Source organism: Streptomyces sp. NPDC002206 (genome assembly GCF_053593595.1).
In genome coordinates, this window is the sequence record NZ_JBSFCW010000037.1 from 17,534 (window position 1) to 43,935 (window position 26,402).

Here is a 26,402-nt window from a genome sequence, read left to right on the forward strand (position 1 = left end):
AGGGACCACTCGACCCCACACGGAAGTCCGTGATTCATAGCCGTGTCGTTGATCAAACTGGCCGCCCCGCTGCCATCGGCCCTGTGTCGCAGAGCCTGCTTCCCCTGCACTGGACGTTACGTTGCGAGCGTCCGTCGCGGTATTGCCAGCTTCAGCAGTGGGGGCACCGTGCGCAAGGAGAATGCACTGCCATTGGACGGCGCCGGGTGCTCCCGTGGGTTTCCCGGCGCCGCCCGGTGTGACCTGCCGGTGGGTCAGTGCTGCCGCAGCCTGCGGTGGTGATGCCACCGACCGAGGCACCGGTCTCGGCGAGGTTCCCGCCCCGAACGTAGGGTGATGATCCCTGTTCGTTTCGTGATCGAAATGGGGAAGTACGAAGGGGGTTTTCCTGTCCGAGAACCTCGGCACGCCGGGAATGCACACCGACGGACGACAGCCCAGCGTTGGGCGGACCGTTACTGGCTGTCCGGCGAGGCGGGCATGGCGGACCGGTCAAGCCGTCCGCACACCAGCCCACGCCGGGCTCCGACGCGGACCGAACGACGGATCATCAAGGTCCGGATCCTGCGACGGTGGGGCCCTGCCCGCATCGCCCACCTGCTCAGCCTTAACAGCCGCCCTGAAGCGAGCTGTTCGCGCAGTGTCCGGCGGCGCTCGGCGGGGGTGGTGCGGGTGTGCAGCGTCAGAACAGGCTCTTCGGGCGCTGTGCGTCGTACGCGGCGACCGCGGCGGTGTCGACGGCCGGGCAGAGTTTCGCGAGCCAGGTGCGTCCACCTCAGTCAAACGGCCCGCCGCGTCCAGGAACGTGTCCTGCGCGGCGATGATGCCGCGCAGCAGGTCGGCACCCCGAAGCTACGGCGAAGTGACAAGTAGCTCTCCGATCACCGGCATGAACGCGCCTATGGAGCCATCCGAACTCCTCACGCCCTCGCCCGCGATTCTCACCGACGTCCGGATCGGGTACGCCCGGCTCTCGACCGGCGGGCAGAAGCTCGACCGCCAGGTTGATGCGCTCACCGCGCCGAGCTCAAGGCGTGCCACGCCTTCCTCACCCCTGGCGACACCCTGGTCGTCCCCTCCCTCGACCGCTACGGCCGGTCACTCCAGGACCTCGTCAACATGGTCGCCGAACTCCGTGAGCGCGGCATCGGCTTCCAGTCCCTGCACGAGGCGCGCGACACCACAGCCCCGGGCGGGCGCCTGATCTTCCACGTCTTTGCCGCCCTGGCGGAGTTCATCCGCGAACTCATCGTCGCCGGCACCCACGAGGGCCTGGCCGCCGCCCGCGCCCGCGGCCGTACGGGAGGGCGCCCCACCGTCGTCAACGAGGACCTCATCCGCGCGGCCCGCGACATGCTGCCCGACCCGGCCAACAGCGTCACCACCATCGCCAAGATCCTCGGCGTCTCCGTCGGCACGCTCTTTAACCACATCCCGGAGCTGAAAGAGCTCCGGAACTCCCGCGTCCCGCGCCAGTTGGAGGGAACCAGCCAACCGCCCCCACCGCTCCTTGCGGTCGGGGGCGGAGGCACGAGCTCTGAACCTGACCTCCTATTCGGTGCGCAGGGCCGTGGCGGTTCGGGCCCTGGCGGCCCAGCCGGCGGGCAGGAGCGCACCCAGGGTGGCGATGAGCAGGCCGCCGAGTGCGAGCGGGAGCAGTTCGGCCCCGTGGTAGACGGCGATGACGGAACCGGGGAGGCGGAGCCCCACGCTGTCGCCCATCGCGGGGATGACCCAGCCGTGCAGGGCCACGCCGAACGGCACGCCCAGAGTGCCCGCGACCAGTCCGGTCACGACGACCGAGGTGATGACCATCGCGATGGTCTGCCGGGGGGTCATGCCGAGCGCCTTGTGGACACCGAGCTCCCGCACGCGCTCGCGGGTATCGAGCAGCACGCCGTTGAGCACGCCGAGCGCGGCGACGGCGACGAGCATCAGCGTGAGGATCACGGACAGCGCGTTGAGCGTGACGACCATGTCGCCGCCGGCGTCGAGCCCGCCGGCCCGAGCGGTGGCCCCCAGCGGTGCCAGGTCGTTGTTCAGCGCGTCGACGTAGCGGGTCACGTCGGTGCCTGACGTGATCGCGATGTGATGGCTCGTCTCCGTCAGGTCGGGATGTGCGGCCGTGAGGGTCGAGGCGTCGGTGAAGACCTGCATGCCGTCGTTACGGGGGTCGAGGACCTCGCCGACGATCCGGACCGTGACCGGCTCGGCCAGGCCGTTCAGGGTGACGGTGTCGCCGATGCGGGTGCCGGTGGCGGCCAGGAGGGGGGTCGGGGCCACGGCCTCGCCGGGCTTGTCGATCCAGCGGCCCGAGACCATCGTGTAGCCGCCCCAGGAGGCGTCGCCGGTGAAGGCGATCACGTCGATGGTGCCGGTCAGGCCGGACACGGTCGCCCGTACCGTCGCGGCGCTGTAGTACTTCCCGGTTCCGGCGGCGGCCTCGATGGCCGCGGCGACTGCAGCGGGATCGGCCTTGGGCTGCTTCTCGCGGCCAGGGCCTTGAGGTCCGAAGTCCGGCAAGGGCGCGGGCACGACGACATCGGCGGCGTCGTGGGCCTTGGCTTTCATCAGCTGGCCGAGCGAGGCGCCCATCCCCACGGTGAACGTGACGGCGATGGCGCCGAACAGGATCGCCGTGCCCATGGCCAGCGTGCGGGCGGGCCGTGCGAAGGGCCGGGCCAGGCCCAGGGCGACCGGCTGCGGCAACGGCAGCCGTCCGACCAGGCGGGCCGCCCACCGGCCGCGCCCTGCCGAAGCGGTACGCCCGACGGCGAGCGCATCGACCGTACGCAGCCGGCCGGCCCGCCAGGCACTCCCCCACGCGGTCGCCGCCACCAGGCAGAGCACCCCGGAGATCACCGCCAGGTCGACCCAGGGGGCGATGGCCAGGGACGAGGTGCCGTAGACCTCCTCGGTCTCGGCCAGTACGGGGACGGCGAGCAGGTGGCCGGCGAGGACACCGAGGGCCATGCCGACGGCGGCCGGGATCAGTGCCTGGCCCACGTAGGCCCGCACGACCTGGGCCGGTGTGAAGCCGACGGCCTTGAGGATGCCGATGCGGCGCGTTCCCGTGCCGACGGCCGACGCGACGACGTTGCCGACGATGAGCACCGACATGACCAGGCCGAGGGCGCCGAACGCGATGAGGAATGGGACGTAGAGGGCGGTGCCGCGCTCGGCGGTCTTCTTGACGGTGAGCCATGACTGCTCGCCGACGGCCGTTCCCGGCGGCAGGGATTCCGTCACGGCCGTGCCGCCCGCGGTGATCTGCGCGGCGCTGCCCGCGTCGGTGAAGCGGTAGAGCATCTGGTAGCCGCCGCTGCCGGGCGCGGTGAGTGCCGGCATCTGGGACGGAACCACCCAGGCGTCAGCGGTCTGCGTGACCGAGCGGGCCACACCGACCACCGTCAGAGTCGGACCGCCGGACAGATCGGGGAAGGTGAGCTTCATGCCCATGGTCGGGAAGAGCGAGGAGTTGGCGGACAGCACGATCTCGCCGGGGTGCGCGGGCCACCGCCCGTCGAGCAGTGCCACCTCGTCCACGTCCCGGCCGGAATCGCCCCGGCCGACCACGGTCATCGGCCACCCGGGGCCCGCCCCGTCCGACCGTGGGGTGACCGTCGCCGTACGGAACGGCCCGGCCGCACTGCTCACCTCTTCGGCGTCCTTGGACTTCGACAGCTGCCCGGCACTCACCTTGCCCGCGTCGAACTGCACGGACAGATGCGCGCCGTGCTGCTTGGCGAAGGCGTCGTCGAAGGGCGCGCCGGATACCACGAGCAGCGATCCGCCGAGGACGGAGGCGGCCGCCGCCATCATCGTGGCGAGCCCGATCACCATCGTCTGCACCCGACGTCGTCCCACCCCCGAGCGCACCACCTTGCCGAGCGCGCTCATCGGACGGCCTCCGAGGCGACGGCCTGCGACCGGACGTCTTCGGTGATCCGGCCGTCGGCGATCCGGACCGTACGGTTCGTCCAGGACCGGGCCAAAGCCAGGTCGTGGGTGACCACGACGATGGTCTGGCCCTCGGCATTGAGGCCGGTGAGCAGCCTGCTGACGTCCTGTCCGGCGGCCGTGTCCAGGGCCCCGGTCGGCTCGTCGGCCAGGAGCAGCGCCGGCCGGTTCATCAACGCCCGGGCCACCGCGACCCGCTGCCGCTCGCCGCCGGACAGCCGCCCCGGGTAGGCGCGGGCGTGCCGGTCGATGCCCAGCAGTTCCAGGAGTTCCGCCGTCCGGCGGTCTGCTTCGCCACGTGCCATACCCGTGAGGCGCGCGGGCAGGACGACATTGTCGGTGACGGTCAGATCGTCGAGCAGGTTGAAGAACTGGAAGACCATGCCGATCTTCGACCGCCGGTAGAGCGCCGATCCGGTTTCGCCCAGCTGGTCCACCCGCACTCCGCCCACGGTGACGGTCCCCGTATCGGGCCGGTCCAGGCCCGCGATCAGATTGAGCAGCGTGGACTTGCCGCTGCCGGAAGGACCGAGGATCGCGACGGCCTCGCCGGGCTGCACGGTCAGCGACGCCTCGTGCAGAGCGGGCGGGCCGTCGTCGTATCGGCGGCTCACCTCACGCAGTTCGATCACCAGCGTGGTCATGGAGGGCTCCTCAGGTACGGGCAGCTGTCGCCGCGAACGCTAGGAGCGGGCCCGCCCTACACGCGTCGTCCGCCCGAACCCATTGCGGTACCGCGCTGGGCTGAGCCCCGGAAACGTCATCCCTGCGATGTAGGCGGGTGATGTATCCGGTGCGGTGGGAATGACCACCTGGACGGACTCCGCAGGTCCGCGCGGCGACGACAATGAACCGGTGATGGACGTACGCACGACGCTGGAGCGGCTGCGGGAAGCCGTCCGCCGGACGGTCCGCGACGCCAGGCTTCCGAGTGGTCCACCGCTGCGGCCCACCCGGCGCGCCTGGCAGTTCGACGCGCTGGTGGCACTGGCACTCGGAATCGCCACCGTCTACTACGGCATCGACAACGCCGACAACGTCGTGGTGCGTGAGATCGCACCCGGCGTGGAGCGCGTCGTGCCGCGCCCGTCCGGCCCCGGCGGCCTGGCCTTCATGGTGACCCTCGCGGTCATTGCCTCGGGTGCCCTGGCGCTGCGCCGCCGCTACCCGCTCGCCGTGCTGTGCATCGTGACGGCCGCGACACTGGCGACACCGCAGAGCGTCCTGCGGCTGACCTTCTACGCGTTCGTCATCGCCGTCTACAGCGCCGCTGTGTACAGCCCGTACCGGGTGGCGACCCTGGCGGCGCTGCCGGTGTCGGTCGTCCTGGTCGGCACCTCGGGGAACTCGGTGACACCGATCGTCCCCAACGAATACATCGCCCTGCTGATCCTGGTACCGATGGCCGTGGCCGCCGTCGGCCTGCGTACCTGGAAACTCCGAACCGACGAGGGCCGCACCCGGCTCTCCGCCCTGGAACGCGAACAGGCCGAGGCGCTGCGCCGGGCCGTCGAGCATGAGCGGGCCAGGATCGCCCGCGAACTGCACGACGTCGTCACGCACAACGTCAGCGTGATGATCATCCAGGCGGGCGCCGCCCGCAAGATCATGAAGACCTCCCCCGAGCAGGCCGGCGAGGCGCTGCTCGCCGTCGAGGCGGGCGGGCGGGCGGCCATGACCGAGCTGCGCCACGTCATGGGACTGCTCACCATGGCCGACGAGGCCGAGGGGACGGACGGAGGTGCAGACCTGGCCGATACGGCGGCGAAGTTGGCCCCGCAACCCGGCCTGGACCAGCTGGAAACGCTGGTCGGACGGGTCCGGGACACCGGACTGCCCGTCGACCTGACCGTGACCGGCCCGCCCCGCCCCCTCTCGCCCGGCCTCGAACTCGCCGCCTACCGCGTGGTCCAGGAAGCCCTGACCAACACCGTGAAACACGCGTCCGGCGCCACCGCCGCCGTGACCGTCGAATACGGCCCGGAACGGCTCCGCGTGGAAGTCACGGACACCGGTGGACGCCCGGGCGCGGGCGCGGGGAACGGCCGGGGCCTGATCGGCCTGCGCGAGCGCCTCGCCGTCCACGACGGAACCCTGAACACCGGCCGGCGCCTGACCGGCGGGTACCGTGTGGAGGCGCTGATCCCCTTGGAGGCACCGTGACCGAGCCGCTGCGTGTGCTCCTCGCCGACGACCAGACCCTGGTCCGCACCGGATTCCGGTTGATCCTCGGCGCCGACGGCATCGACGTCGTCGCCGAGGCGACCAACGGAACCGAAGCGGTCGAAGGGGTCCGGCGAACCCGTCCCGACGTGGTCCTGATGGACGTCCGGATGCCCGAGATGGACGGCCTGGAGGCCACCCGCCGCATCCTCACCGGCGCCCCCGGCGAACCGCGCGTCATCATCCTGACCACCTTCGACCTCGACCGATACGTCTACGCGGCACTGTCCGCCGGGGCCAGCGGCTTCCTCCTCAAGGACGTCACCCCCGAGCATCTGACCGCGGCCGTCCGCACGGTCCGTACCGGCGACGCTCTCCTCGCGCCCGCCATCACCCGCCGCCTCGTGCAGCGGTTCGCCCAGCGCGGCAGCGACACCGCCGCCCTCCACCGCGACCTCGCCTCGCTCACCCCGCGCGAACTGGAGGTCCTCGGCCTGCTGGCCCGAGGGCTGAGCAACGCCGAACTCGCGACCCGCCTCCACCTGGCCGAGGCGACCGTCAAGACGCACGTCGCCCGCATCCTCGCCAAGCTCGGACTCCGTGACCGTGTCCAGGCCGTCATCGTGGCCTACGAGACAGGGCTGGTCAGCGCCGGCGCACGCGAGGCCGCCCAGCAGCCCACCGAGCAGACGTAGACCGAAGCCGAACTTTCGGATCAGCAGCCGGGGCAGCAGGTTGAAGCCGAGCATGTGGGCGAAGGCGAACCCGACGATCGAGGCGCCGTGCGAGTCGGTGTACTGCCGGTCGATCTCCCCACGTAGCGGTCAGGCCTGGAGGTGGGCCAGGACTGCGTCGTGAGCGGCTGCCACGGCGTGGCGGGAGTCGTCGGTGTGGTCCGTCGCGTCGAACCCGTGGTGGCCGGCCGGGACGTCGATGGTCTCGATCCGGGCGTCGGCGGCCTTGGCGGCGGCCAGGAACTCCTCGACGGTGGCCGCGAATTCGGCGTGCTCCAGGCCGGCCCGGGTGAGGACGATCGGCAGCTCCCCGGCCGTCCGCACCGCGGCCACGGGGCGGAACCGCGCGTCCACGGCGCTCCAGCCGGGGAGTGGCGCGAGGACCGGGTAGTTCGCGGCGACGCAGCGCAGCCACGGCGGTGGCGCGGCGAGCCAGTCGGTGGCGAGCAGCCCGCCGGCGGAGAAGAACCACAGGGCGATGCGGTCGGCGTCCACTCGCGGGTCGGCCCGGACGAGTTCGACGGCCGCGGCAATGTCCTCGGCGGCCTGCGCGTAATCGGTGAGGGCGTACAGACCGTGGTCGACGGTCACGCCGACGACGCCCCGGCTCGCTGCGTACCGGGCGTGGCCGGTGTAGACCGGCCAGTCCCGCGGGGTGGGCCGCAGCTCGGCAGCGACGGGACCGCCGTGAACGAACACGACGGCGGGCCGGGGCCCGCCCGCGTCCGGCAGATGGAGGTCGACCGAACCGATCCGCTCGCACGGCCGCTCGGGGACGTCCAGCACGAAGGGCTTGAGGTAGAAGGGCTGTTCGTCGCCGCTCGCGGTGATCCGATGCCCCTCGCCGGCGGCCGCCCGGAGCAGGACAGTGGCCAGCTCGTCGGGGGTGGAGAGCATCGGCCAGTGCCCGGTGGCGAGTTCGAAGAAGCTGACCTGGGGGTCGGCGAGCGCCCGGAACTGCGGCGGCCCGCTCCGAACCAGCGTCTCGACCATGGCGATGGTCACCCCGCCGGCAGTGCAGAAGACGCCAGTGGTGGGCAGTCCGGCGAGCGCCCCGGTCAGCCGCAGCGACTGGACGAGGGTGCCGGCCGGATGCGGCGCGGCGTAGCGGTCCAGCCGGGCCAACGCGTCCGCCGGGAGGCCGGCGGTGCTGCCCCAGCGCTGCCACTCGTCGCGCTGCGGCATGGGGATCCGCCAGTCGTGCTCGGCCGGCCCGTCCCGGCGCAGCAGCCGCTCGCGGACCTCCTGGTTCGGGACGAGGGCGAGGGCGGCGTCGCCGTCCTGCGGCAGGCCGGCGTCCAGGTGAACGATCCGGCTGATCCGCTCCGGGCGGTGATCGGCGGCGCCCAGCACCGGGTGGATGGCGTAGTCGTGGCCGACCAGCACCAGCTCCGGCGCGTCGAGGTGGTCGATCAGCTGCACCACGTCCTCGATATGCGTATCCAGGTCGGTGCCCGGCCCGGCCAGGTGTCGGCGCTCCCCGAGGCCGGTGAGGGTCAGCGGGTGCACCTCCGCCCCCAACTCGCGCAGCCGTTCGGCGGTCTCCCGCCAGATCCAGCCACCGGTGAAAGGTCCGGAAACCAATACGAACGCCGTCATGATCGCCTCCTTGCATGCCGCGGTCCGCGCGGCCGGCCGTACCGGTCGTCCGCGCTCGCAGGTACGGTAGGAACTCCCCCTGAGGGAGGTTCAAGCCTTGTCCCCTGACGGAATGTGGAGCATCGGCGAGCTCGCCGAGCAGGCGGGCGTCACCGTGAAGACCGTCCGCTTCTACTCCGACCGCGGCCTGCTGCCCGAGGCCTCCCGTAGTTCCGGCGGACACCGGCGGTACGGGCCCGACGCGTTGGAAAGGCTGCGGCTGATCCGCTCGCTGCGCACCCTCGATCTGCCGGTGCCGGAGGTGGGCCGGGTGCTCGACCACGGCGACGGGCTGGCGGACGCGCTGGAGGACGCCATCGACGGACAGCTGCGCGAGCTCGGCTCGCAACTGACCGCGCTGCGCTGGCGGGAGGCCGCCCTGCAGCTGATCCGGGACTGCCCGGCCGAGGAGCGCGCAGACCGCCTGCGGTTGGTCGGCAGGGTGTCCGCCCCGCCCAGTACGGCGCCGCTGGCGCGCTTCTGGCGGGGGGCGCTGCCCGTCCGGCTGTCGCCCCGGCTGGTCTCCTCGATCCTCGAGTACGCGGTACCGCAGCCGCCGGCGGATCCGACGCCGGCCCAGGTGCTGACCTTCGCCCGGCTGTACGCCATCGCCACCGCGCCCTGCCCGGCCACCGACCCGCGTCGGCCGGCGGGCAACCGGACCGACAAGGTTCGCCGCCCCGACGTGCTGTACGACGGCCTCTTCGATGCGTACACGCTGGCCGCGGCTGACCTGAAGACGAACCGGGCACCGAAGCGGGGGCAGGCACTCGACTGCTTCGTCGCGGCCCACGCCGACTCGCGCGGCCTGCGGGACAGCCCGGAGTTCCGCCGCAGGCTCAGCGGGCTGCTGGCGCTGGCCGCCGATCCGATGGTCGACCGGTACTGGGAGCTGACCGGCGAGCTGTCCGGCTCGCCGGAGCCGACCCTCGGGGCCGCACACGAGTGGCTGCGGGCCTCGCTGGACACCGATGTCGCCGCAGCGGCCGGCTGAGCGGGGCACGCCCCCTCAGCCGGCCGCTCTGGGGTCGGTATGGAGGCCACCGCCCAGGTGAAGTCGACGAACGTGCACGCCGACCGTGCCTGAGCGGGCCGGGCGTCAGCCTCCAACCCATTCATCAATTCATCAGGTCACCGGGTCACCGAGTAGGAGTGGGCGCCGGTTCCGGCCAGGGCTCCTCCGTCGACGATCTGGTACTCGTCACGGATCGGACGGCCCGCGAACCAGGACTCCAGGATCTCTCGGGTACCGGCCGCGTACCGGGCCTGCGCGGAGAGCGAGGACCCGGAGATGTGCGGGGTCATGCCGTGGTGCGGCATCGTGCGCCAGGGGTGGTCGGCGGGGGCCGGCTGCGGATACCAGACGTCTCCCGCGTATCCCGCCAACTGTCCGCTGCGCAGGGCGCGTTCGACGGCGTCCCGGTCGACGATGCGCGCCCGGGCCGTGTTGATCAGATACGCGCCACGCTTCATCGTGGCCAACAGCTCGTCGCCGAACAGTCCCTCGGTCTCGGGGTGCAACGGCGCGTTGACCGTGACGACGTCGCAGTGCGGCACCATGTCCACCGCGCTCTCATGGAAGACCAGTCCCAGCTCCCGCTCGACGTCCTCGGGCAGCCGGTACCGGTCGGTGTAGTGCAGCTTGACGTCGAAGGGAGCGAGGCGGCGCAGTACGGCCAGCCCGATGCGCCCGGCGGCGACCGTGCCGACATGCATGCCCTCCAGGTCGTACGACCGGGCCACGCAGTCCGCGATGTTCCACCCGCCGTCCAGGACCACCTGGTGGGAGGGCAAGTAGTTCCGCACGAGCGACAGCGTCATCATCACCACGTGCTCGGCGACGCTGATGCTGTTGCTGTACGTCACCTCGGCGACCGTCACACCGTGCGCGATCGCCGCGTCGAGGTCGACGTGGTCGGAGCCGATGCCCGCAGTGATCGCGAGCTTGAGGTTCTTGGCGGCGGCGATGCGCTCCGGGGTCAGGTACGCGGGCCAGAAGGGCTGCGAGATCACGACATCGGCGTCGGGCAGCTCCCGGTCGAAGACCGAACCGTCGCCGTCCTTGTCGGAGGTGACGACGAGGGTGTGCCCGGCCTTCTCCAGAAAGTCACGCAGACCGAGTTCGCCGGACACACTGCCGAGCAGACGACCCGGCGTGAAGTCGATCGCCTCGGGGGTAGGAGTGGTCTGGCCGCTGGGGTAGCGGTCGATGGCGGGGAGATCGTCACGGGCGTACGAGGTCAGATATCCGTCGGTGGGGTCGTCGTACAGGACGCAGAGCACCTTGGCCATGGTCACGGCTCCTCAACTACGTTGCCAGTAGGTGACGTTCACGATCCTCGGGGTCGAACGCCCTGGTCAAAGCGAACCTCGCTATGCCCGTATAGCCGATGGCTATCGCCGTCGGGCACCGGCCGTCCGCCCGCCGTCATCCGTGTCCGCCGAGGTAGGTGTGCAGGAGTTCGTCCAGCGCCTGTCGTACGTCAGCTGCCCGGGCCACCGCCAGCAGGGCCGCGGCGAGAACCGAGGGCGGGTCGTCGGGGCCCGTGACCAGCCCGACCCGTGGTCCGTGCGCGGGCCCCTCCAGCGGAACCACCCTCATGCCGTCCGGTACGCCGAACATGTGCAGCCACGCATGCGAGATCACGCTCGACCAGCGGCCACCGGGCAGGTGCGCGTACAGCCCGGCGACGCTGTCCGACTCGATCGCCGGCGCGGCGGTGGCGCCGTCGGCGGCGAAGCACTCGTCGATGATGCGACGGTTGCGCATACGTGGGCCGAGCAGGCACAGCGGAAGCGCGGCGGCCTGTACCCAGCGGGCTGTGGCCGCGGTGGCGAGCGGGCCATCGACCGGAGTGAGCAGGACGTACCGCTCCTCGTAGAGGGGCAGTCGGCGCAGACCGCCGCCCCGGGTGTCGTCGTCGAGGTACGTCATCGCCGCGTCCAGTTCGAACTCGGCCAGCCCGTGCGTGATCTCGGCCGAGGACAGCGACTCGATGCTCACCCTGGCCTGCGGGTGACGCTCGCAGAAGGGGTTCGTGAGGAGGGAGGCGGTGGGCAGGGCGGTCGGGACCACGCCCAGGCGGAGGGTGCCGGTCAGGCCGTCCCGTAGCGCCGACAACTCCTGCCGCAGCCCGTCCCGTTCGGCGAGGAGGCGGTGCGCCCACGCCAGCACCACCTCGCCCTCCGGTGTCAGCCCCTCGTACCGTCGCCCCCGGCGCACGATCGGCACGCCGAGTTCGTGTTCGAGACGGCGGATCGCGGCGGACAGCGACGGCTGGGAGACGTAGCAGGCGGCCGCCGCGCGGACGAAGTGGCGTTCGCGGGCGAGGGCGACCAGATATTCCAGCTGACGCAGCAGCATGCACGACCTCCGAGGGAGATTGCGGGGCAGGGCCTAGGGTTTCGGTGTGCCGACGTACAGCATTGGGCAGGCCGCGCGCCTGCTGGGTGTGAGTCCGGAGACCGTGCGCCGGTGGGCGGACGGGGGTCGGCTGCCGATGGGACGTGGCAGCTCGGGGAACCGGGTGATCGACGGGGTGGGGCTGGCCCGGTTCGCGAAGGAGCGTGCTCTCGGTGGTGTGCACGGTATCCCCGGCGACGCGCCGCCCACCTCCGTGCGCAACGCGTTCACGGGCATCGTCACCGCCTTGACGGTGGACGACGTCGTGGCCCGGGTCGAGGTCCAGGCCGGGCCCCACCAGGTGGTGTCGCTCGTGACCCGCGAGGCGGTCAAGGAACTGGACCTCGCGGTCGGCATCACGGTCACCGCGCGCGTGTAGTCGACGAGCCTGCACGTCGATCGCCCGCGGCGGGGGAGTTCGTAGTCGGCGGCGTCGGGGTGCCCAGGCACAGCAGCGCGGTCCACAGGTCGAGGCGGTCGGCGAGGCTGGACAGGTCCGGCCGGTGAAGTGCTCGATGCGCTGGACGCGGTAGTGGACGGTATGGACATGCAGATGCAGGGCATCGGCCGTGCGCATGATCCACGCGTCAGCGGACGCGCACGGCGCGGGCCAGGAAGTGAAGGGAGGCGTCTTCGTAGCAGTCCAGGGACCATCCGACGGCGTGCAGCGCGGGCCGCAGGTTCTCCTCGGCCAGCGGGTCGTCCGGGTCGAGCGGGCGGCCGTGGCGGGCGGCCCGCTCGGCGCGGCCGGAGGGGTGGAAGAGCAGGAGCACTCCTCCCATGGCGGTCACCCTGGCCCACTCGCGCAGCGCCGCCGCGGGGTCGGACACGTGGTTGATCAGGCCGGCGCTGAAGATGCCGTCCACCGCCTCGGCGGCCAGGGGCAGTCGGCAGGCGTCCGCCATGAGCAGCCGGGCGAGGTCTGCGCGGCCTTCCTTTGCCATGGCGGTGAGCATCGCCGGGGTGAGTTCCACGCCGAGGACCACACCTTCGGCGCCGACTTCCGCACGCAGTGCCGGCAGTGCGCGCCCGCTGCCGCAGCCGACGTCCAGGGTCCGTCGGCCCGGGCGGAGCCCCATCCGGGCGACGGCCGCCGCATACCGGGGGCCGTCGGCGGAGAAGCGTTCCTCCCACGTCGCCGCCCTCGGCGTGAAGAACGTCCGGGTCGCGCTGCGCGCCGCACGGGCAGTGACCAGTGCCGCGAAGTGCTCGAAGAAGGTGTCGCGGTGCGGGGCGAGAGCCGCGAGGTGTCCGGGGGCGGACGCGACGAGGTCCGGGACGGTGGCGGCTTCATCGGGGAAGGCCGCGGCGAAGGCGTCCACGGCCGCTTTGTCGACCTCCAGATGGAACTGCAGGCCCCACGCCGAACCGCCGATCCGGAACGCCTGAACCGGGAAGCGGTCGCAGGAGGCCAGGAGCGTTGCTCCAGCGGGCAGCTCCATGGTGTCGCCGTGCCAATGCAGGACGCGCAGGCGTCCGGGGAGGTCGACAAACAGCGGATCGGTATGCGCGGCCGGGGCAGCTCGTACGTCACCCCAGCCGATCTGCGGTCCCGAACCGGGGCGGGCCCTGCCGCCCGCTGCCTCCGCGAGGAGCTGGGCGCCGAGGCAGACGCCGAGCACGGGAACCTCCGCTTCCAGCGCCGCCCGCAGCAGTGCCAGCTCCGCCATGCGGCCGGGAAAGTCCTCGTATGCCGACGTGGGCCCGCCCATCACCACCAGGGCGGCGGCGTCTCCGAGCGAGTCGGGCACCGGATCCCCCGCCCAGGTCCGGCACGTCCGCACCGGCAGCCCGGCTGCCTCCAGCGCCGTACCGATGACGTACGGGCCTTCCTGCGGCGCGTGTTCGACGACCAGGACGTCCGCGGTGGGATTTGGGCTCACTCGGTTCCTTCCGTCACGTCCACGCGGGGTAGCCACCGTCCACGCGGATCGCGTTGATCCCGCTGATGTGCCGTGCTCCGCAGCGGTCCTGGGGCAGGACGAGCTGAGGGCCGGTGCGGTCGAGCGGGGTGCCATCGATGGTGACCGCGAGCAGTACGGGTGCGCGGCCGAAGTCGGGGTCGATCTCCGCCCAGGACAGCAGCGCGTGGTGGCCGTCCGTGCCGGACACCGCGATCAGGAAGCGCAGGCGGTCCTTGCGTCGGGCGGGGGCGAAGCCGGGTCCTGCGGCCGCGAGGACGTCGTGCAGCAGCGGTCCGGTGAAGCGGTGGTGCCGGATACCGCTGGTGGCGCACTCAAAGCTGACCTCGGCCTCGTGCTGCGGCCAGGCGAGCAGGTCGGGCACGGTCAGCCGGGCAGGACGGATCAGATCGCCGGTGAGGGCGAGTTCCGCCAACAGGCCGGCGGCCGTACCGGCAGCTGCGAGGTCCTGACTCACGGGCTACCACCTCCCGAATGACCGTACCCGAACCCACGCCCCACGCAAACGCATATGCCGTCAACGTCGGTCACACATCCGGCTCATGCGAAGCGAAAGAAGACTTTCCCCTCGCATCTGCGGCAGCATCATCACCGCACGCACACCTACCGGATCGGGGACGCTACCGCCTTGCTCGGTGTCAGCGCCAGAAGGTCCTCACCGAGGCCGGGTTCCTCAACCGTGATCCCGGTCGACAAGTCCGGCGCCGCGACCGAGACCTCCAGGGTGGGCCGCGGCGTCGGCGCGTCCCACGCCCAGCGCGCCCGAGAACACGCACGGGCCGGGCTGCGTCCACGGCCTGCGAGGCACCGCCCGCTCCATGCATCGCAGATGCGATGGTGTCGAAGCCGACCCTGTCCAGCCCCGACTACGGTGGGCCACAGCAGGATCCGAGCGCGACAAATCAACCCTTGTTCCGTGAGGTGTTCCGTCATGAGCCTGAGCATCCGCAACCAGATCCCCGGCACCGTCACCGCCATCACCGTCGGCGAGGTCATGGCCACGGTCAAGGTCCGCCTGGACGGCGGCCAGGACCTCACCGCGGCGATCACCCGGGAGGCCGTCGAAGATCTCGGCCTCGCCGAGGGTTCCGCCGTACGCGCCCTGGTCAAGTCCACCGAGGTCGCCCTGGCCACCGGCGTGGTAGACGGCCTGTCCATCCGCAACCGGCTGCCCGGCACCGTCACCGACGTTGCCACCGGCGCCGCCATGGCCTCCGTCAAGGTCACTGTCGACGGCGGCGAACTGACCGCAGCGATCACCAAGGAGGCCGCCACCGACCTCGCCCTTGCGGCTGGATCATCCGTCGTCGCACTGATCAAGTCGACCGAGGTATCCCTAGCCGGGGCGTGAGGTAGCACCGGGCGAGAACACGAACGCACGGGCGTGCCGCGGCCCGGGGTGCCGCCACGCACGCCGTACGCAGCCCCGGCCTCGGCACCACCACGCGTGAACGCTCAAGCTGCTCGGACCACAGACGTGGCAGGAGCCGAGAGGGAAGCCGCCAGGACGAAGATCACGGCGAGGCCGCCGAGGAACTCCGCGGCGGTGAACTGCCAAGCCATCAGCAAGGCGAGGATGGCGCCGAGTTCGACCATCAGGCTGGCGGAGGCGGATCTCGAAGGCCATCGCGAATTGGAGCTGGTGACCACCCGCAAGGAGGGTTGCCGGGTGATCTATGGCGGACAGGCATCTGTGCCGTTCGTCGCGGAGGCGCTCGATGTGGCGGACCACCCGCTGACCGGGCGCGCACCCCACGCAGGAGGCCAACGCCCGGCCAGTGGTCTCACGTCGCAACCGGTGCCGGTGCTGCGGCCGGAGCGGGTCGCAGATGGCCGGTGCGGCGAAGCCCTGTCAAGGCTGCGGCGCAGGCGAGTCCGAGTGCGGTCAGTGCCGTCCAGGGCAGCCAGGGGGCATGCGCGCTGACAGCGAGGTCGAACAGGGCGCCCACGGCGAGGTTCCCGCCGGCGACGGCGATGCCGCCCACGGTGCTGTAGGCGCCGTAATAGGTCGCGACCAGGCGCTCGCCCGAGAGTCGGACCAGGGTGTCCATCTCGAACGGGTACAGCAGAACGGAGCCCGCCGCCAGCAGCGCCGCGCAGACCACCAGGCCCGCGAGCCCGAGCACCGCAGCGAAACCGTGGGCGGACTGGTGAGGACCGGGCAGCAGCGGCAGGAACGCCGCACCCATGACAGCCAGACCGATCGCGATGGCCTTCGGCGGATCCAGGCGATTCCTTGCCCAGTTGGTCAGCCGCAGCTGGCCCGCGACCGCAACCAAGGCGGAGACGGCGAAGACCACGCCCATCGCGGTGCCGTTGCCGTCACCGAAGAGAGCGCGGGCCTGCAGCGGCAGGGCGAGGTAGGTCTGGAAAGCCAGCAGATAGGAGCCGGCCATCGCGGCGGAGAACAGCACGAAGGGCCGGTTGCGGCCAATCGTCCGCCAGTCCGCTGCGATCCCCCGCCACCCGCTCGTGCGCTGCAGATCCGGTGCCGGGCGCCGAGCTGGGAGAGCGCGGGTCTGCACGATTGACAGGGCCGCGAAAATGACGGCCGAGCCCGCGCACACCATGCGGAAGTCGAAGGTGAGCAGGGCCAGTCCGGCGAGCGGGCCGAGCAGAATGCCTGCCTGGTAGAAGACGTTGAAGCAGGCGAACGCCTCCACCCGCCGTTCCCCGGCCCCGTCCGCGAGGTAGGCGCGTACCGCTGGGTTGAACAGTGCCCCGGCGAACCCGGTGGCCGCGGAGGCGATGATCAGGGCGGGCAGGGTGTCGGCGAAGGCCAGCAGTGCGAATGCCGCGGTCCGCAGGACGCATCCGGTAAGGATCATCGGCTTGTAGCCAATCCGGTCGGCCAGGGTTCCTCCCAGCCAGAACATGCCCTGCTGGGAGAGGTTGCGTACGCCCAGCACCAGGCCGACTGCCCACGCGGCGAGGCCGAGGCCGTGGGCGAGGTGGTCGGCGAGGTAGGGCATGAGCATGTAGAAGCCGAGGTTGATGCCGAACTGGTTGACCATCAGCAGCCGGACGCCGGGATCGAAGGAGCGCACCTGGGAGCGCAGTCGCCTCACCGGGCACCTGCCAGGACGGCTCGGGCGGCGGCCGGGGCCGGGTCGGTAACCGTGGTGCAGCGCGTCCAGGACGTCACCGCCCGCTCCCCGGGCTCTTTGATCTCCTCCGGCTCGATCGGGGGCGGTGTGCCGAGCAGGTTGTGTCCGCGGCACCAGCCGTCGTTGTAGATCGTGTCGAGGTAGCGGTGGGGTCCGTCGGGGAAGATCGCGACGATGCGGGTTCCGGGCGGCCAGGTACGGGCGGCCCATCCGGCAACCAATGCGACCGCTCCCACGCTCCACCCGCCCGAGGCGTAGTGGCGGCGTGCCAGGGCACGGCATGCCCACACCGCCTCGGCGGGTGCGACCCAGTGGACCTCGGCGAAAGCGTCGTAGGCGACGTTGCCCGGGTGGATGCTGGAGCCGAGTCCCCGCATGAGGCGCTGTCGCGCGGGCTGTCCGAAGATCGTCGATCCGATCGCATCCACCCCAATCAGGGCCAGGTCGGGGAACGTCCGCCGCAGCGCGGCTGAGATTCCCGCCGAGTGACCGCCGGTGCCGACGGAGGCGACCAGGACGTCGATGCGGCCCAGCTGGGCGACGAGTTCGGCGGCCAGTGGGGCGTAAGCGGCTGCGTTGTCAGGGTTGTTGTACTGATCCGGACACCACGCGCCCGGCTGTTGGGCCATCAGTTCGGCCACCTTCTCGCGCCGGGCCTGCTGCCAGCCTCCAACGGGGTGGGCTGCGGTGACGAGTTCGACGCGGGCGCCATAGGCGGTCAAGGCCCGGCGGATCGCGGGTTCGAGGCCGGGGTCGGTGACCACGGTCACCAGGTGTCCAAAGGTGATGCCAGCCAGGGCAAGGCCCAGCCCGAGAGTGCCGCTGGAGGATTCGATGATCGGCGCACCGTCGGCCAGGTCGCCCCGGGCTCGGGCCCGGGCCACCATGTGCAGGCCGGGGCGGTCCTTGATGCCGCCGGGGTTGGCGCCTTCGAGCTTGGCCCAGAAACCGTGGTCGGCGCTGGCGAAGGGTTCGGCGATCCACAGGACCGGCGTGTGGCCAACCAGGCCAGACGGGCCGCGGGCAGAGGTGGGGGCAGGGTTGTACGCAAGGGGGTTCATGAAGGTGTCACGGCTCCTCGCCCCGGCTGGAATCAGCAAGCTCGGGGCATCGGCGAATCAGGGCGCGGACACACAGGCGCCCAGGACCCGTCCGGCGTCGCCGGACAGCGTGACGGAAGGCGGCTGTGCGGGACCGGTCAGGTCCGCGCCACACACAGGCCTGTGAGAATGCAGCGTCCGCCCACGGCACCCTGGTCTGGGGCCCGGGCGGCCCCGGCACCGGCCAGAGCGGCGGTGGGCGCGTCCGGCCGGGCACCCACCGAGAGCGCGCCGCCGAGTGCCGGCGGGGACGGAGCGTCGGCACGGATCCGGTCCACCGTGTGGTCGCCCGTCTCGGGGCAGCACGGCACGTGTTCCGGAGAGGAGGCCGTGGCCCCGCTGTCAGGCGCGACCACCGCAGCGGCACCCACGGACAGCGTGGTCAACTGATGGTGTTGGCTCTGGAACGCCGGACCGTGGCTGTGCATGCAGCCCAGGAGGTGGAAGGCCACCCAAACCAGCACGACGAGCACGCCGCCGTCCCTGAGGCGGCGATGAGCCGGGGAGAGCGACGCCGCACCGATCATGCACACAAAGTATCGCCATGGGCACCCAAAGTCACATTGCGGCGAGTCGGCCCCGCCGCAATCTGATGGTGGCATTCGGGGACGGATCAGTGTTCAGGAGAGCCCGGCACACGGTCACCGTCTGCCCCGTCTGCCCCGGCTGCTGCTGCCAGAACACCTCCCGCCCCCGCAACCACGCACGCACACGCCGCGAACGCCCGCTGTCGCGTAGCCGTTCGCCCTACTGTCCTCGGCCAGGGTTCTCCTTGCCGCGCATCAATGATTCCTTGGTGATCGCGGTGATGGTGCGAACGGTGCGACGCGGACGGCGTTCGGAGAGATGTCCGTACGAGAAGGGGCGGCCGTCGACGAAGAGTCCGGCTTGCGGGTCACGACTTTCGTCCGGCCTTGAGATCGGAGGTCGCGGCCTCCATGGGCAAGCCACCGGAGGACGGTGGGCACAGCCACGCGGCGCGAAGGAACTGGAGGAGAAGCATGAGCCGCAGACCACGCCCGCTCACCGCGTTGCCGGGGGACAACCAGACATGGCGACGGCCTCAGCCACCGACATAGGCCGATCGGCCCCCAGGCATAGGCCCCTTGCCCCTCGGTTATGGTCGGCAGCGGAGGTAAGCGCGATGATGCAGCAGAACAGACGAGCAGTGGGCGTGGCAGCACGCCTCCTGTTTGTCGTGATGCTGGCACTCGGCGTGTTCATCATGCATACCGTCGGTCACCCCGCCGAGGGTTCCGGCGCGGGGACGTCCTCCTCGACGCACACGGTCGGCATGGGCGAAAGATCCGCGCACGGACGCCAGGCGGATGCCGTTACGGATACGGGCCCGCTCCATGACCTGCCAGCCACGAGCCCGTATGCCGGCCCGGCGCTGACCAGCGCCGCCGTATCGTCGAATGAGCCCGGTACGGCCATGGACATGGCCTCGCTATGCCTGGCGATCCTCGGCACGTGGGCTCTGGCCGCGCTGCTGCGCGCAGTCTTCGTGGGTCGACGCGACTGGTTCGCCAAGCTCGTCACCGGAGTTCTCGCAGCCGTAAGTCCGAACCCTCCGCCCAGGGCGCCTAATCTCGCACAACTGTCGATTCTGCGGATCTAGGCCGGTCTTCCTGCGCAGGGTGCGCCCTCCCGGGCTGCCCGCCAGACGCCTGCCCATCTGCTCATTCGGAATCGATCGCACGAGGTACACAGACATGACCGCCTTCAAGCATGCCGTCAACCGGCCGCTGCGCCGCCGGATGGCGGTGGGAGCCATTGCCACCAGCGCCCTGTTGCTCGCCGCCTGCAGCGACAACAGCGCAGACTCCTCCTCCGCCGCCGCGCCGGAGACGTCCCCCGCCCCGATCAGGCATGTGCACGGGCTCGGCATCGACCCAGCCGATCAGCAGCTGTACGTAGCCGCCCACGACGGGATCTTCACCACGGGCAAGGGCGGCGAAGCCGTGCGGGTCGGCAGGAGCAAGGACGATTTCATAGGCTTCACCGTGGTCAAGGCCAAGACGTTCCTGGCCAGCGGACAACCCGCCCTCGGCACCGGCCCCAGCGACCGTGGGCTGATCGAGAGCACCGATTCGGGGAAGACCTGGAAGACCCGCTCGCTGGCCGGCAAGGCCGACTTCCACGCCCTCAACTACATTCACAACACCATTTATGGCTACGACAGCACCAACGCCCTGCTGCGCGTCAGCAAGGACGGAGCCGCCTGGGACGACCGGGCCCACCTCCAGGCACTGGACATCGCCGTCAGCCCCGACGGCCCGGACACCATGCTGGCCACCACCGCCGACGGCATCGCGAGGAGCACCGACGGCGGAAGAACCTTCGCCGCAGGCCAGCAGCCGGCGATGGCCTTCCTATCGTGGCCAAAGCCCGGCACGCTGTACGGAATCGAAGACTCGGGCGGGCTCAACCGGAGCACCGACGGTGGCGCCACCTGGCAGAAGGCGGGCACGGTGCCCGGCGGACAGGCCCAGGCGCTCACGGCGGTAGACGCCGCGCACATCCTGGCCGCCACCCAGAACGGCGTGTACGAGTCGCGGAACGGCGGCAAGACCTTCACCAAGCGGTTCACAGTCGCCGCCGGCGACAGCCACTGATCCACACAAGCGGAAGACGCCGTCAGGGCAACGACGTTGCCCTGACGGCGTCGGGCGTTCCGCCCTCCGGACACCAAAAGATCAGGGCCCGGTTGCGTTCCCCCGGGCCGGGGCCCGGGTGGGCGCGGCTGCGTCCGTGGGCTGTGACGAGGTGCGCTGCTCGTACTGTTTGCGCTGCCCGTAGCGGGTCCGGCCCTGCGGCTTGTACACCGACAGTGCCGTCGCAACGAGGAGCACCAGCACAGCAGCACCGGACTGGATCACGAGCTGGGTCCTCAAGCCGTCGAGTTCACCACTGGACCAGTCCGCTCCCGCCGCTATACCGGCGATGTAGCTGACCGGCTGCATGTGGACCAGCAGGACGATGGTGGACAGGGCCGTGATCACGAGTTTCACCACGACCCAGTAGTAGCGGACCAGGCCCCAGGTAGTACCCAGGGACGAGACAACCCCGGTCAGCAGCGAAGCGAAGCACAGCGGGACGATGACGAACCAGCCGGTCAGGTCCATCGCGACATACGCGGACCGCGCCGTCTGGGCATCCCGGCTGGTCAGGCCCGCGACGGCGAGCGCCAGGAAGACGGCGACCGCACCGAGCCAGCCCACCGAGGCCGTGATGTGCGCGGTGAGCGCGACCTTGCGCGGGCGCGGCGTCATGGCCATCAGTGGTGGCCCCCCATACCACCGCCGGCCACGTGCACGATCACGAACGCCAGGACCAAGGCGACAGCGACGACGGCGAACACGATCACCCATCGCGGCCTACCCGTGGCCGGAGTGGGACCCGGCCTCCCCGCGTCCGTCCCGTCGCCTGAGTGGGGAGCAGGGGAAAAGTCAGCCATTGGTGTGTCCTCCGCTGTCGCGCGTGGTTACCGAGCCCTTCATGACGGCCACTTTTTGCGATACAGACTGTCGCTGTCAAGTCGTAGTGTCACGGGACCGTCGTCGCGTATATTTGAGGGATGCCGAAGCTCTGGAGCGAGACGATCGAGGCGCACCGCCACACAGTGCGCGAAGCGACCCTGGACGCCGCCGCGGCACTGGTGGCAGAGCACGGTCTGCTCTCCGTGACGATGTCGCGAATCGCCCAGGAGACCGGCATCGGGCGGGCGACGCTGTACAAGTACTTCCCGGACGTCGAATCGATTCTGACCGCCTGGCACGAACGTCAGATCGCCGGGCACCTCGAACATCTCACCGCCGTGAGAGACCAATCCGACGGTGAACGCGAGAGGCTCGAAGCCGTGCTGACGGCATACGCGCTCATGACCCACGGGCGGCACGGACACCACGGCACCGAGGTCGCGGCACTCCTGCATCAAGGCACGCACGTCGCCCGGGCGCACCAGCAACTCAGAGAACTCATCAGCGACTTGCTGGCCGAGGGCGCCAAGGCCGGCGACCTGCGGGACGATGTCGCGCCCGACGAACTCGCCGACTACTGCCTCCATGCCCTCGGCGCAGCCGGCAGCCTGCCCTCCGAGGCCGCGATCCTAAGACTCGTCACGGTCACCCTGGCCGGACTGCGCTCCCCGGCTGAAGCCGGCAGCCCGGCCTCCGTCGGCCGGAAGGCGGTTGACCAGGAACAGCGCCTGCACCACCACCGACGGCACGGCGCCCACTGACCGTCGGCCTGAGGTGTTGCGGCCGCCTCTGACGGGCACGGGTCGTTGTCAGCGCCTACGCGCACTTCCCGCCCGCTTGGGGCGAACGCCCGCACCAGAACTTCCCCGACGATGCACGCCTGGAGATACTTCGGCGAGCAGGCCATGCGGCCCTACCCTGGCCGGGTTACAACCGACACCGAACCCTCAGTTGCCCCAAGGTCCGGACCATTCCCGGGCCAAGACCACCAGGGAAGCCGTTTTCGCCGGTCAACGCGGTGCGGATCGTGTACCACCAGCACACGAAGAATCTTCTGGTGTCGTCACCTTGTCACCGGTGAGCAAGGTGACGGTATGTGAAGTCGCCTGCTGGGTCGCGGCGCCGGTCGAGGACGGTTCCGGGGCCCTGGTCCCTGGGGTGGCAGAGGCCGAGCCCGGCAGCTGGGCCGCGAAAGCGGCCAGCGTCACCCCGGCGGTGGCCAGGGCTACCCGTCTACGGGCGGATATGGATGGCATCGCACTTCCTTGCGCAGATACGGCAAAACGTGTCCGATATGACTGTTCGAAAATGACCGACCGTCAATCACCTTGGTCGGACGACTGAATTGGCCAGAAGATCGGAGGCGCACCGGCCCGCACCGAGCCCAGAGCATGTATGCGGGGCTGACCGAGGCCGACCGGTGCTGAACCGGGGCGTGCGCGTGCTCACCAGTGCACGGCGATGTACTTGCTCTCGGTGAACTCCAGCAACCCGTCGTGGCCGCCCTCGCGTCCGACACCGGACTGCTTGACGCCGCCGAACGGGGCGGCCGGGTCCGAGACGACCGGACGGTTGAGGCCGACCATGCCGGATTCCAGCGCCTCGGACACCCGAAGGCCCTCGGCCAGGTCCCCGGTGTAGACGTACGACACCAGGCCGTACTCGGTGTCGTTGGCCATCCGGATCGCCTCGTCGACGTGGTCGAAGGAGACGACGGGCGCGACCGGGCCGAAGATCTCCTCCGTCAGGATGGGCGCGTCCGGGGGGACGTCGCCCAGCACGGTCGGGAGGTAGAAGTAACCGGCGCGGTCAGGGACCGTGCCGCCGGCCAACAGCCGGGCGCCGGCGTCGACGGTCCCTGAGACGAGCTCACCGACCTTCTTCCGCGCCGCCTCGTTCACCAACGGTCCGACATCCACACCTGCGTTCAGTCCGGGGCCGACCGTGAGCGCCGACATGGCCGAGGCGAGGCGGCGGCCGAACTCCTCGGCAATCGAGGCGTGGACGTAGAAGCGGTTGGCGGCCGTGCACGCCTCCCCGCCGTTGCGCATTTTGGCGACCATCGCCCCGGCGACCGCCTCGTCGAGGTCGGCGCCGGCGAGGACGAGGAAAGGTGCGTTCCCGCCGAGTTCCATGGAGACGTTCACCACCGATCCGGCAGCCTGGCGCAGCAGTTCCCGCCCGACCTCGGTGGAACCGGTGAAGGACACCTTGCGGACCCGGGGATCGGAGAGCAGGACCTCGGCGATCTGGGCGGAGCGGCGTGAGGGGACGACGTTGACCACACCGTCCGGCACGCCCGCCTCCTCGAGCAGCGCCCCCAGCGCGAGCGCGGTCAGCGGGGTGTCGGAGGCCGGCTTGAGGATGACGGTGCAGCCCGCCGCAAGCGCTGGGCCGATCTTGCGGGTGGCCATGGCGGCGGGGAAGTTCCACGGCGTGATGAGCAGTGCGACGCCCACGGGATGGCGCAGCACCATGATCTTGTTGGTGCCGGCCGGTGCTGTCTGGACGGATCCGGCCGCACGCACCGCCTCCTCGGCGTACCAGCGGAAGAACTCCGCCGCGTAGGCCACTTCGGCCCGCGCGTCCGCCAGGGCCTTTCCGTTCTCCCGGACGATGAGTTCGGCGAACGCCTCGGCGCGCTCGGTCATGAGCTCGAACGCCCGACGCAGGATCTCGCCGCGGTGGCGCGGCGCGGTGGCCCGCCAGCCGTCCAGCGCGGCATGGGCGGCGTCCACGGCCGCCACCGCGTCCTCGACGGTGGCGTTGGCGACCTCCGCGAGAGGTTCGGCGTACGCGGGGTCGACCACCTCCAGGGTTCCGCCGTCCTGGGCCGGCGCCCACCGGCCGCCGATGAGCAGCCGGGTGGGGGTTTCCTTACGAGTATTCACGATCGGCCTCCCGGAGCCGGTCAGTCGACGCTCTTGGCGACGGTCTCGACGATGCGGGCGGTGCTGGGCAGGGCCGCGTCCTCCAGGGCGTCGGCGGCCGGCAACGGCACATGCGGGGTGGTGATCCGCACCAGCGGCCCGTCCAGGGAGGTGAAGCCCTCCTCCGCGACGATCGAGACCAGCTCGGCGCCCCAGCCGCACAGCCGGGGGTTCTCCTCAACGGTGAACAGGCGACCGGTGTGCTCGAGGGAGCCCAGCACCGTGCTGACGTCGAGCGGGACCAGGCTGCGCAGATCGATGACGGTGGCGTCTATGCCGTGCTGCTGCTGGAGCTGCTCGGCGGCGGCGAGCGTGCGGGGCACCATCAGGCCGAGCGAGACGAGCGTGACGTCCCCGCCGTGGCGCAGCACCTTGGCCGTGCCGAGCTGGTCGACGATGTCGCCCTCGGGCACTTCGGCCTTGGTGGGGTACAGCCCCTTCGCCTCCAGGAAGACGACGGGATCGGGGTCGCGTACGGCCGCGGCCATCAGGCCCACGACATCGGCGGGGCTGGAGGGGGCGACGACCTTCAGTCCCGGGACGGCCATGGCCCAGTTGGCGATGTCCTGGGAGTGCTGGGCGCCGAAGCGCAGACCGCCGCCGTTGCCGGACTTGATGACCAGGGGGAAGGACATCTGGCCGTTCGTCATATACCGGGACTTGGCGATCTGGTTCACTACGATGTCCCAGCAGACCGCGAAGAAGTCGGAGAACATGATCTCGGCGATGGGCCGCAGGCCCGTCATGGCCGCACCCATCGCGGCGCCCAGGATCGCCTGCTCGGAGATGGGCGTGTCGCGCACGCGCGCAGGGCCGAACTCGTCGAGCAGGCCGGCCGTGGTCTTGAACACTCCTCCGGCGGCGGCGATGTCCTCGCCGAGGAAGACGATCGACTCGTCCCGCCGCATCTCCTGCGCGATGCCGCGGGCGACCGCATCGCGGTAGGTCAGTTGCGCCATGTCGCACCTCCGTCAGCCCATATGTCCTTGAGCACCAGGTCCTCGCCCGGCTGCGGTCCCGCCTTGGCCTCAGCGGTCGCCTCGTCCACCAGGCGGGCCGATTCGGCCTCGATCTCGCCGAGAACGGACTCCGCGACGCCGAGGTCGAGCAGCCACTGCCGGTAGGCGGGGATGGGATCACGCTTCAGCCACTCCTCGACCTCCGCCGCGGGGCGGTACTTGGCCGGGTCGGCCCGGGAATGGCCGCCGTGCCGGTAGGTCTTGGCCTCGATGAGGGAGGGGCCCTCGCCCGACCGGGCACGCGAGAGGGCCGCGACCGCGGCCTCGTGGACCGCCTCGGGGTCGTTACCGTCCACGACGACCGGCTGCAGCCCGTACGCCGCGGCCCGGTCGGCGGCCGGGTTCGGCACGGCGGTCACCGAGCCGATCGCCGTGTACTCCATGTACAGGTTGTTCTCGCACACGAACACCACGGGCAGCTTCCAGACGGCCGCCAGGTTCAGCGCCTCGTGGAAGGCGCCGATGTTGGTGGTGCCGTCGCCGAAGAAGCAGACGGCGGCCTGGCCGGTGCCACGGTACTGGGCCGACCAGGCGGCTCCGGTGGCGATCGGCAGGTGCGCGCCGATGATGGCGTAGGACCCCATCATCCCGTGCTCGACGGACGTCAGGTGCATGCTGCCGCCCTTGCCTGCCATCAGGCCGTTGGCCCGGCCCATCAGCTCGGCCAGGATGCCGGTCATCGGTACGCCGCGGGCGAGGGTGTGGGCGTGGCCGCGGTAGGTGGCGAAGGTGTAGTCGTCGTCGCGCATGGCGACGCCGAAGCCGGCGGCGATGGCCTCCTGGCCGAGGGACAGGTGACTGGTGCCCTTGACGAGGTTCTGCAGGAACAGGTCGTAGGCGCGCTTCTCCATGCCGCGCATCTGCACCATCTGACGGTAGAGCGCCAAGCGGGTGGGCTCGTCGATGCCCGGCGCGGCGTGCCGGGTCTGCGTGGTGGTCACGAT

General features: G+C 70.8%; 23 protein-coding genes and 4 pseudogenes. 10 read left to right on the forward strand and 17 right to left on the reverse strand.

The annotated features are described in order from the left end of the window. Positions 1-336 precede the first annotated feature (336 nt). Positions 337-612, forward strand: a pseudogene (locus tag ACWCP8_RS35460) (helix-turn-helix domain-containing protein); the annotation flags it as partial. A gap of 453 nt (positions 613-1,065) precedes the next feature. Continuing rightward, positions 1,066-1,239 (forward strand): annotated as a pseudogene (locus ACWCP8_RS35465) (recombinase family protein); the annotation flags it as partial. Between the two features lie 312 nt (positions 1,240-1,551). Here the strand turns inward: ACWCP8_RS35465 and ACWCP8_RS35470 are convergent. Continuing rightward, complete coding sequence (locus ACWCP8_RS35470; protein WP_451120435.1) at positions 1,552-3,900, reverse strand: ABC transporter permease; 2,349 nt, start codon at positions 3,898-3,900, stop codon at positions 1,552-1,554. Next, positions 3,897-4,604: an ABC transporter ATP-binding protein gene (locus ACWCP8_RS35475; RefSeq protein ID WP_451120437.1), complete on the reverse strand. Its 708-nt coding sequence runs from the start codon at positions 4,602-4,604 to the stop codon at positions 3,897-3,899. Before ACWCP8_RS35475 ends, ACWCP8_RS35470 begins: the two co-directional genes overlap by 4 nt. A 214-nt stretch (positions 4,605-4,818) precedes the next feature. Between ACWCP8_RS35475 and ACWCP8_RS35480 the strand changes: the two genes are divergently transcribed. Both ACWCP8_RS35480 and ACWCP8_RS35485 read left to right on the forward strand, forming a co-directional pair. Continuing rightward, a complete protein-coding gene (locus ACWCP8_RS35480) occupies positions 4,819-6,123 on the forward strand; it encodes a sensor histidine kinase (RefSeq protein WP_451120477.1) in 1,305 nt (434 codons plus the stop codon). Continuing rightward, positions 6,120-6,818 carry a response regulator gene (locus tag ACWCP8_RS35485; RefSeq protein WP_451120439.1) on the forward strand — a complete coding sequence of 233 codons (699 nt, stop codon included), beginning with the start codon at positions 6,120-6,122 and terminating at the stop codon, positions 6,816-6,818. Before ACWCP8_RS35480 ends, ACWCP8_RS35485 begins: the two co-directional genes overlap by 4 nt. Before the next feature lie 36 nt (positions 6,819-6,854). Here the strand turns inward: ACWCP8_RS35485 and ACWCP8_RS35490 are convergent. Both ACWCP8_RS35490 and ACWCP8_RS35495 read right to left on the reverse strand, forming a co-directional pair. Then, positions 6,855-6,932: pseudogene (locus tag ACWCP8_RS35490) on the reverse strand (hypothetical protein); the annotation flags it as partial. Positions 6,933-6,947: 15 nt separating this feature from the next. Beyond that, complete coding sequence (locus tag ACWCP8_RS35495) at positions 6,948-8,456, reverse strand: alpha/beta hydrolase (RefSeq protein ID WP_352270385.1); 1,509 nt, start codon at positions 8,454-8,456, stop codon at positions 6,948-6,950. Between the two features lie 97 nt (positions 8,457-8,553). On the opposite strand from ACWCP8_RS35495, the gene ACWCP8_RS35500 reads away from it, so the two are divergent. Next, entirely contained in the window at positions 8,554-9,489 is a 936-nt protein-coding gene (locus ACWCP8_RS35500) for a helix-turn-helix domain-containing protein (RefSeq protein WP_356004845.1), read from the forward strand. Positions 9,490-9,626: 137 nt separating this feature from the next. Here ACWCP8_RS35500 and ACWCP8_RS35505 read toward each other — a convergent pair whose 3' ends face one another. Together ACWCP8_RS35505 and ACWCP8_RS35510 are read right to left on the reverse strand one after the other, a co-directional pair. Beyond that, positions 9,627-10,787: an NAD-dependent formate dehydrogenase gene (locus ACWCP8_RS35505; protein ID WP_451120441.1), complete on the reverse strand. Its 1,161-nt coding sequence runs from the start codon at positions 10,785-10,787 to the stop codon at positions 9,627-9,629. Positions 10,788-10,923: 136 nt separating this feature from the next. Next, positions 10,924-11,859: a LysR family transcriptional regulator gene (locus tag ACWCP8_RS35510; protein ID WP_352270962.1), complete on the reverse strand. Its 936-nt coding sequence runs from the start codon at positions 11,857-11,859 to the stop codon at positions 10,924-10,926. A 46-nt stretch (positions 11,860-11,905) separates the two neighbouring features. On the opposite strand from ACWCP8_RS35510, the gene ACWCP8_RS35515 reads away from it, so the two are divergent. Continuing rightward, entirely contained in the window at positions 11,906-12,277 is a 372-nt protein-coding gene (locus tag ACWCP8_RS35515; protein ID WP_451120443.1) for a TOBE domain-containing protein, read from the forward strand. Positions 12,278-12,430: 153 nt separating this feature from the next. Here ACWCP8_RS35515 and ACWCP8_RS35520 read toward each other — a convergent pair. The 3 genes and pseudogenes from ACWCP8_RS35520 to ACWCP8_RS35530 form a co-directional block, all read right to left on the reverse strand. Next, positions 12,431-12,475, reverse strand: a pseudogene (locus tag ACWCP8_RS35520) (hypothetical protein); the annotation flags it as partial. Positions 12,476-12,485: 10 nt separating this feature from the next. Continuing rightward, positions 12,486-13,781, reverse strand: a complete 1,296-nt coding sequence (locus tag ACWCP8_RS35525; RefSeq protein WP_451120445.1) for a methyltransferase domain-containing protein — start codon at positions 13,779-13,781, stop codon at positions 12,486-12,488. A gap of 13 nt (positions 13,782-13,794) precedes the next feature. Then, on the reverse strand, positions 13,795-14,277 hold the full coding sequence (locus ACWCP8_RS35530; protein ID WP_352270957.1) for a molybdopterin-dependent oxidoreductase: 483 nt from the start codon (positions 14,275-14,277) through the stop codon (positions 13,795-13,797). A gap of 474 nt (positions 14,278-14,751) precedes the next feature. Between ACWCP8_RS35530 and ACWCP8_RS35535 the strand changes: the two genes are divergently transcribed. Continuing rightward, entirely contained in the window at positions 14,752-15,171 is a 420-nt protein-coding gene (locus ACWCP8_RS35535) for a TOBE domain-containing protein (RefSeq protein ID WP_356004836.1), read from the forward strand. 104 nt (positions 15,172-15,275) lie between these two features. Here the strand turns inward: ACWCP8_RS35535 and ACWCP8_RS35540 are convergent, their stop codons facing one another. The 4 genes from ACWCP8_RS35540 to ACWCP8_RS35555 all read right to left on the reverse strand — a co-directional run bounded on the left by ACWCP8_RS35540 (position 15,276) and on the right by ACWCP8_RS35555 (position 18,554). Then, positions 15,276-15,416, reverse strand: a complete 141-nt coding sequence (locus ACWCP8_RS35540) for a hypothetical protein (protein ID WP_451120447.1) — start codon at positions 15,414-15,416, stop codon at positions 15,276-15,278. 188 nt (positions 15,417-15,604) lie between these two features. Beyond that, entirely contained in the window at positions 15,605-16,888 is a 1,284-nt protein-coding gene (locus ACWCP8_RS35545) for an MFS transporter (protein WP_352270954.1), read from the reverse strand. Beyond that, positions 16,885-17,988 carry a PLP-dependent cysteine synthase family protein gene (locus ACWCP8_RS35550; RefSeq protein ID WP_451120449.1) on the reverse strand — a complete coding sequence of 368 codons (1,104 nt, stop codon included), beginning with the start codon at positions 17,986-17,988 and terminating at the stop codon, positions 16,885-16,887. Before ACWCP8_RS35550 ends, ACWCP8_RS35545 begins: the two co-directional genes overlap by 4 nt. A gap of 137 nt (positions 17,989-18,125) precedes the next feature. Beyond that, positions 18,126-18,554 (reverse strand): hypothetical protein, encoded by a 429-nt coding sequence (locus ACWCP8_RS35555; RefSeq protein ID WP_352270951.1) that lies wholly within the window; start codon positions 18,552-18,554, stop codon positions 18,126-18,128. A gap of 617 nt (positions 18,555-19,171) precedes the next feature. Between ACWCP8_RS35555 and ACWCP8_RS35560 the strand changes: the two genes are divergently transcribed. Together ACWCP8_RS35560 and ACWCP8_RS35565 are read left to right on the forward strand one after the other, a co-directional pair. Continuing rightward, complete coding sequence (locus ACWCP8_RS35560; protein ID WP_451120451.1) at positions 19,172-19,648, forward strand: DUF6153 family protein; 477 nt, start codon at positions 19,172-19,174, stop codon at positions 19,646-19,648. 94 nt (positions 19,649-19,742) lie between these two features. Beyond that, on the forward strand, positions 19,743-20,645 hold the full coding sequence (locus ACWCP8_RS35565; RefSeq protein WP_352270947.1) for a F510_1955 family glycosylhydrolase: 903 nt from the start codon (positions 19,743-19,745) through the stop codon (positions 20,643-20,645). An 81-nt stretch (positions 20,646-20,726) separates the two neighbouring features. On the opposite strand, the gene ACWCP8_RS35570 is transcribed toward ACWCP8_RS35565, so the two are convergent. Then, the gene (locus ACWCP8_RS35570) at positions 20,727-21,302 is read right to left on the reverse strand and encodes a hypothetical protein (protein WP_352270945.1); all 576 of its coding nucleotides are present in this window, start codon (positions 21,300-21,302) and stop codon (positions 20,727-20,729) included. Between the two features lie 305 nt (positions 21,303-21,607). Between ACWCP8_RS35570 and ACWCP8_RS35575 the strand changes: the two genes are divergently transcribed. Beyond that, the gene (locus tag ACWCP8_RS35575; protein WP_352270943.1) at positions 21,608-22,270 is read left to right on the forward strand and encodes a TetR/AcrR family transcriptional regulator; all 663 of its coding nucleotides are present in this window, start codon (positions 21,608-21,610) and stop codon (positions 22,268-22,270) included. Positions 22,271-22,954: 684 nt separating this feature from the next. Here ACWCP8_RS35575 and ACWCP8_RS35580 read toward each other — a convergent pair. Genes ACWCP8_RS35580 through ACWCP8_RS35590 form a run of 3 tightly spaced genes read right to left on the reverse strand, consistent with a single transcriptional unit; the run spans position 22,955 to position 26,399 of the window. Next, positions 22,955-24,400, reverse strand: a complete 1,446-nt coding sequence (locus ACWCP8_RS35580; RefSeq protein ID WP_451120454.1) for an NAD-dependent succinate-semialdehyde dehydrogenase — start codon at positions 24,398-24,400, stop codon at positions 22,955-22,957. Positions 24,401-24,420: 20 nt separating this feature from the next. Beyond that, complete coding sequence (locus ACWCP8_RS35585; RefSeq protein ID WP_451120456.1) at positions 24,421-25,398, reverse strand: alpha-ketoacid dehydrogenase subunit beta; 978 nt, start codon at positions 25,396-25,398, stop codon at positions 24,421-24,423. Next, positions 25,386-26,399: a thiamine pyrophosphate-dependent dehydrogenase E1 component subunit alpha gene (locus ACWCP8_RS35590; RefSeq protein ID WP_352270939.1), complete on the reverse strand. Its 1,014-nt coding sequence runs from the start codon at positions 26,397-26,399 to the stop codon at positions 25,386-25,388. Before ACWCP8_RS35590 ends, ACWCP8_RS35585 begins: the two co-directional genes overlap by 13 nt. Positions 26,400-26,402: the final 3 nt, after the last annotated feature.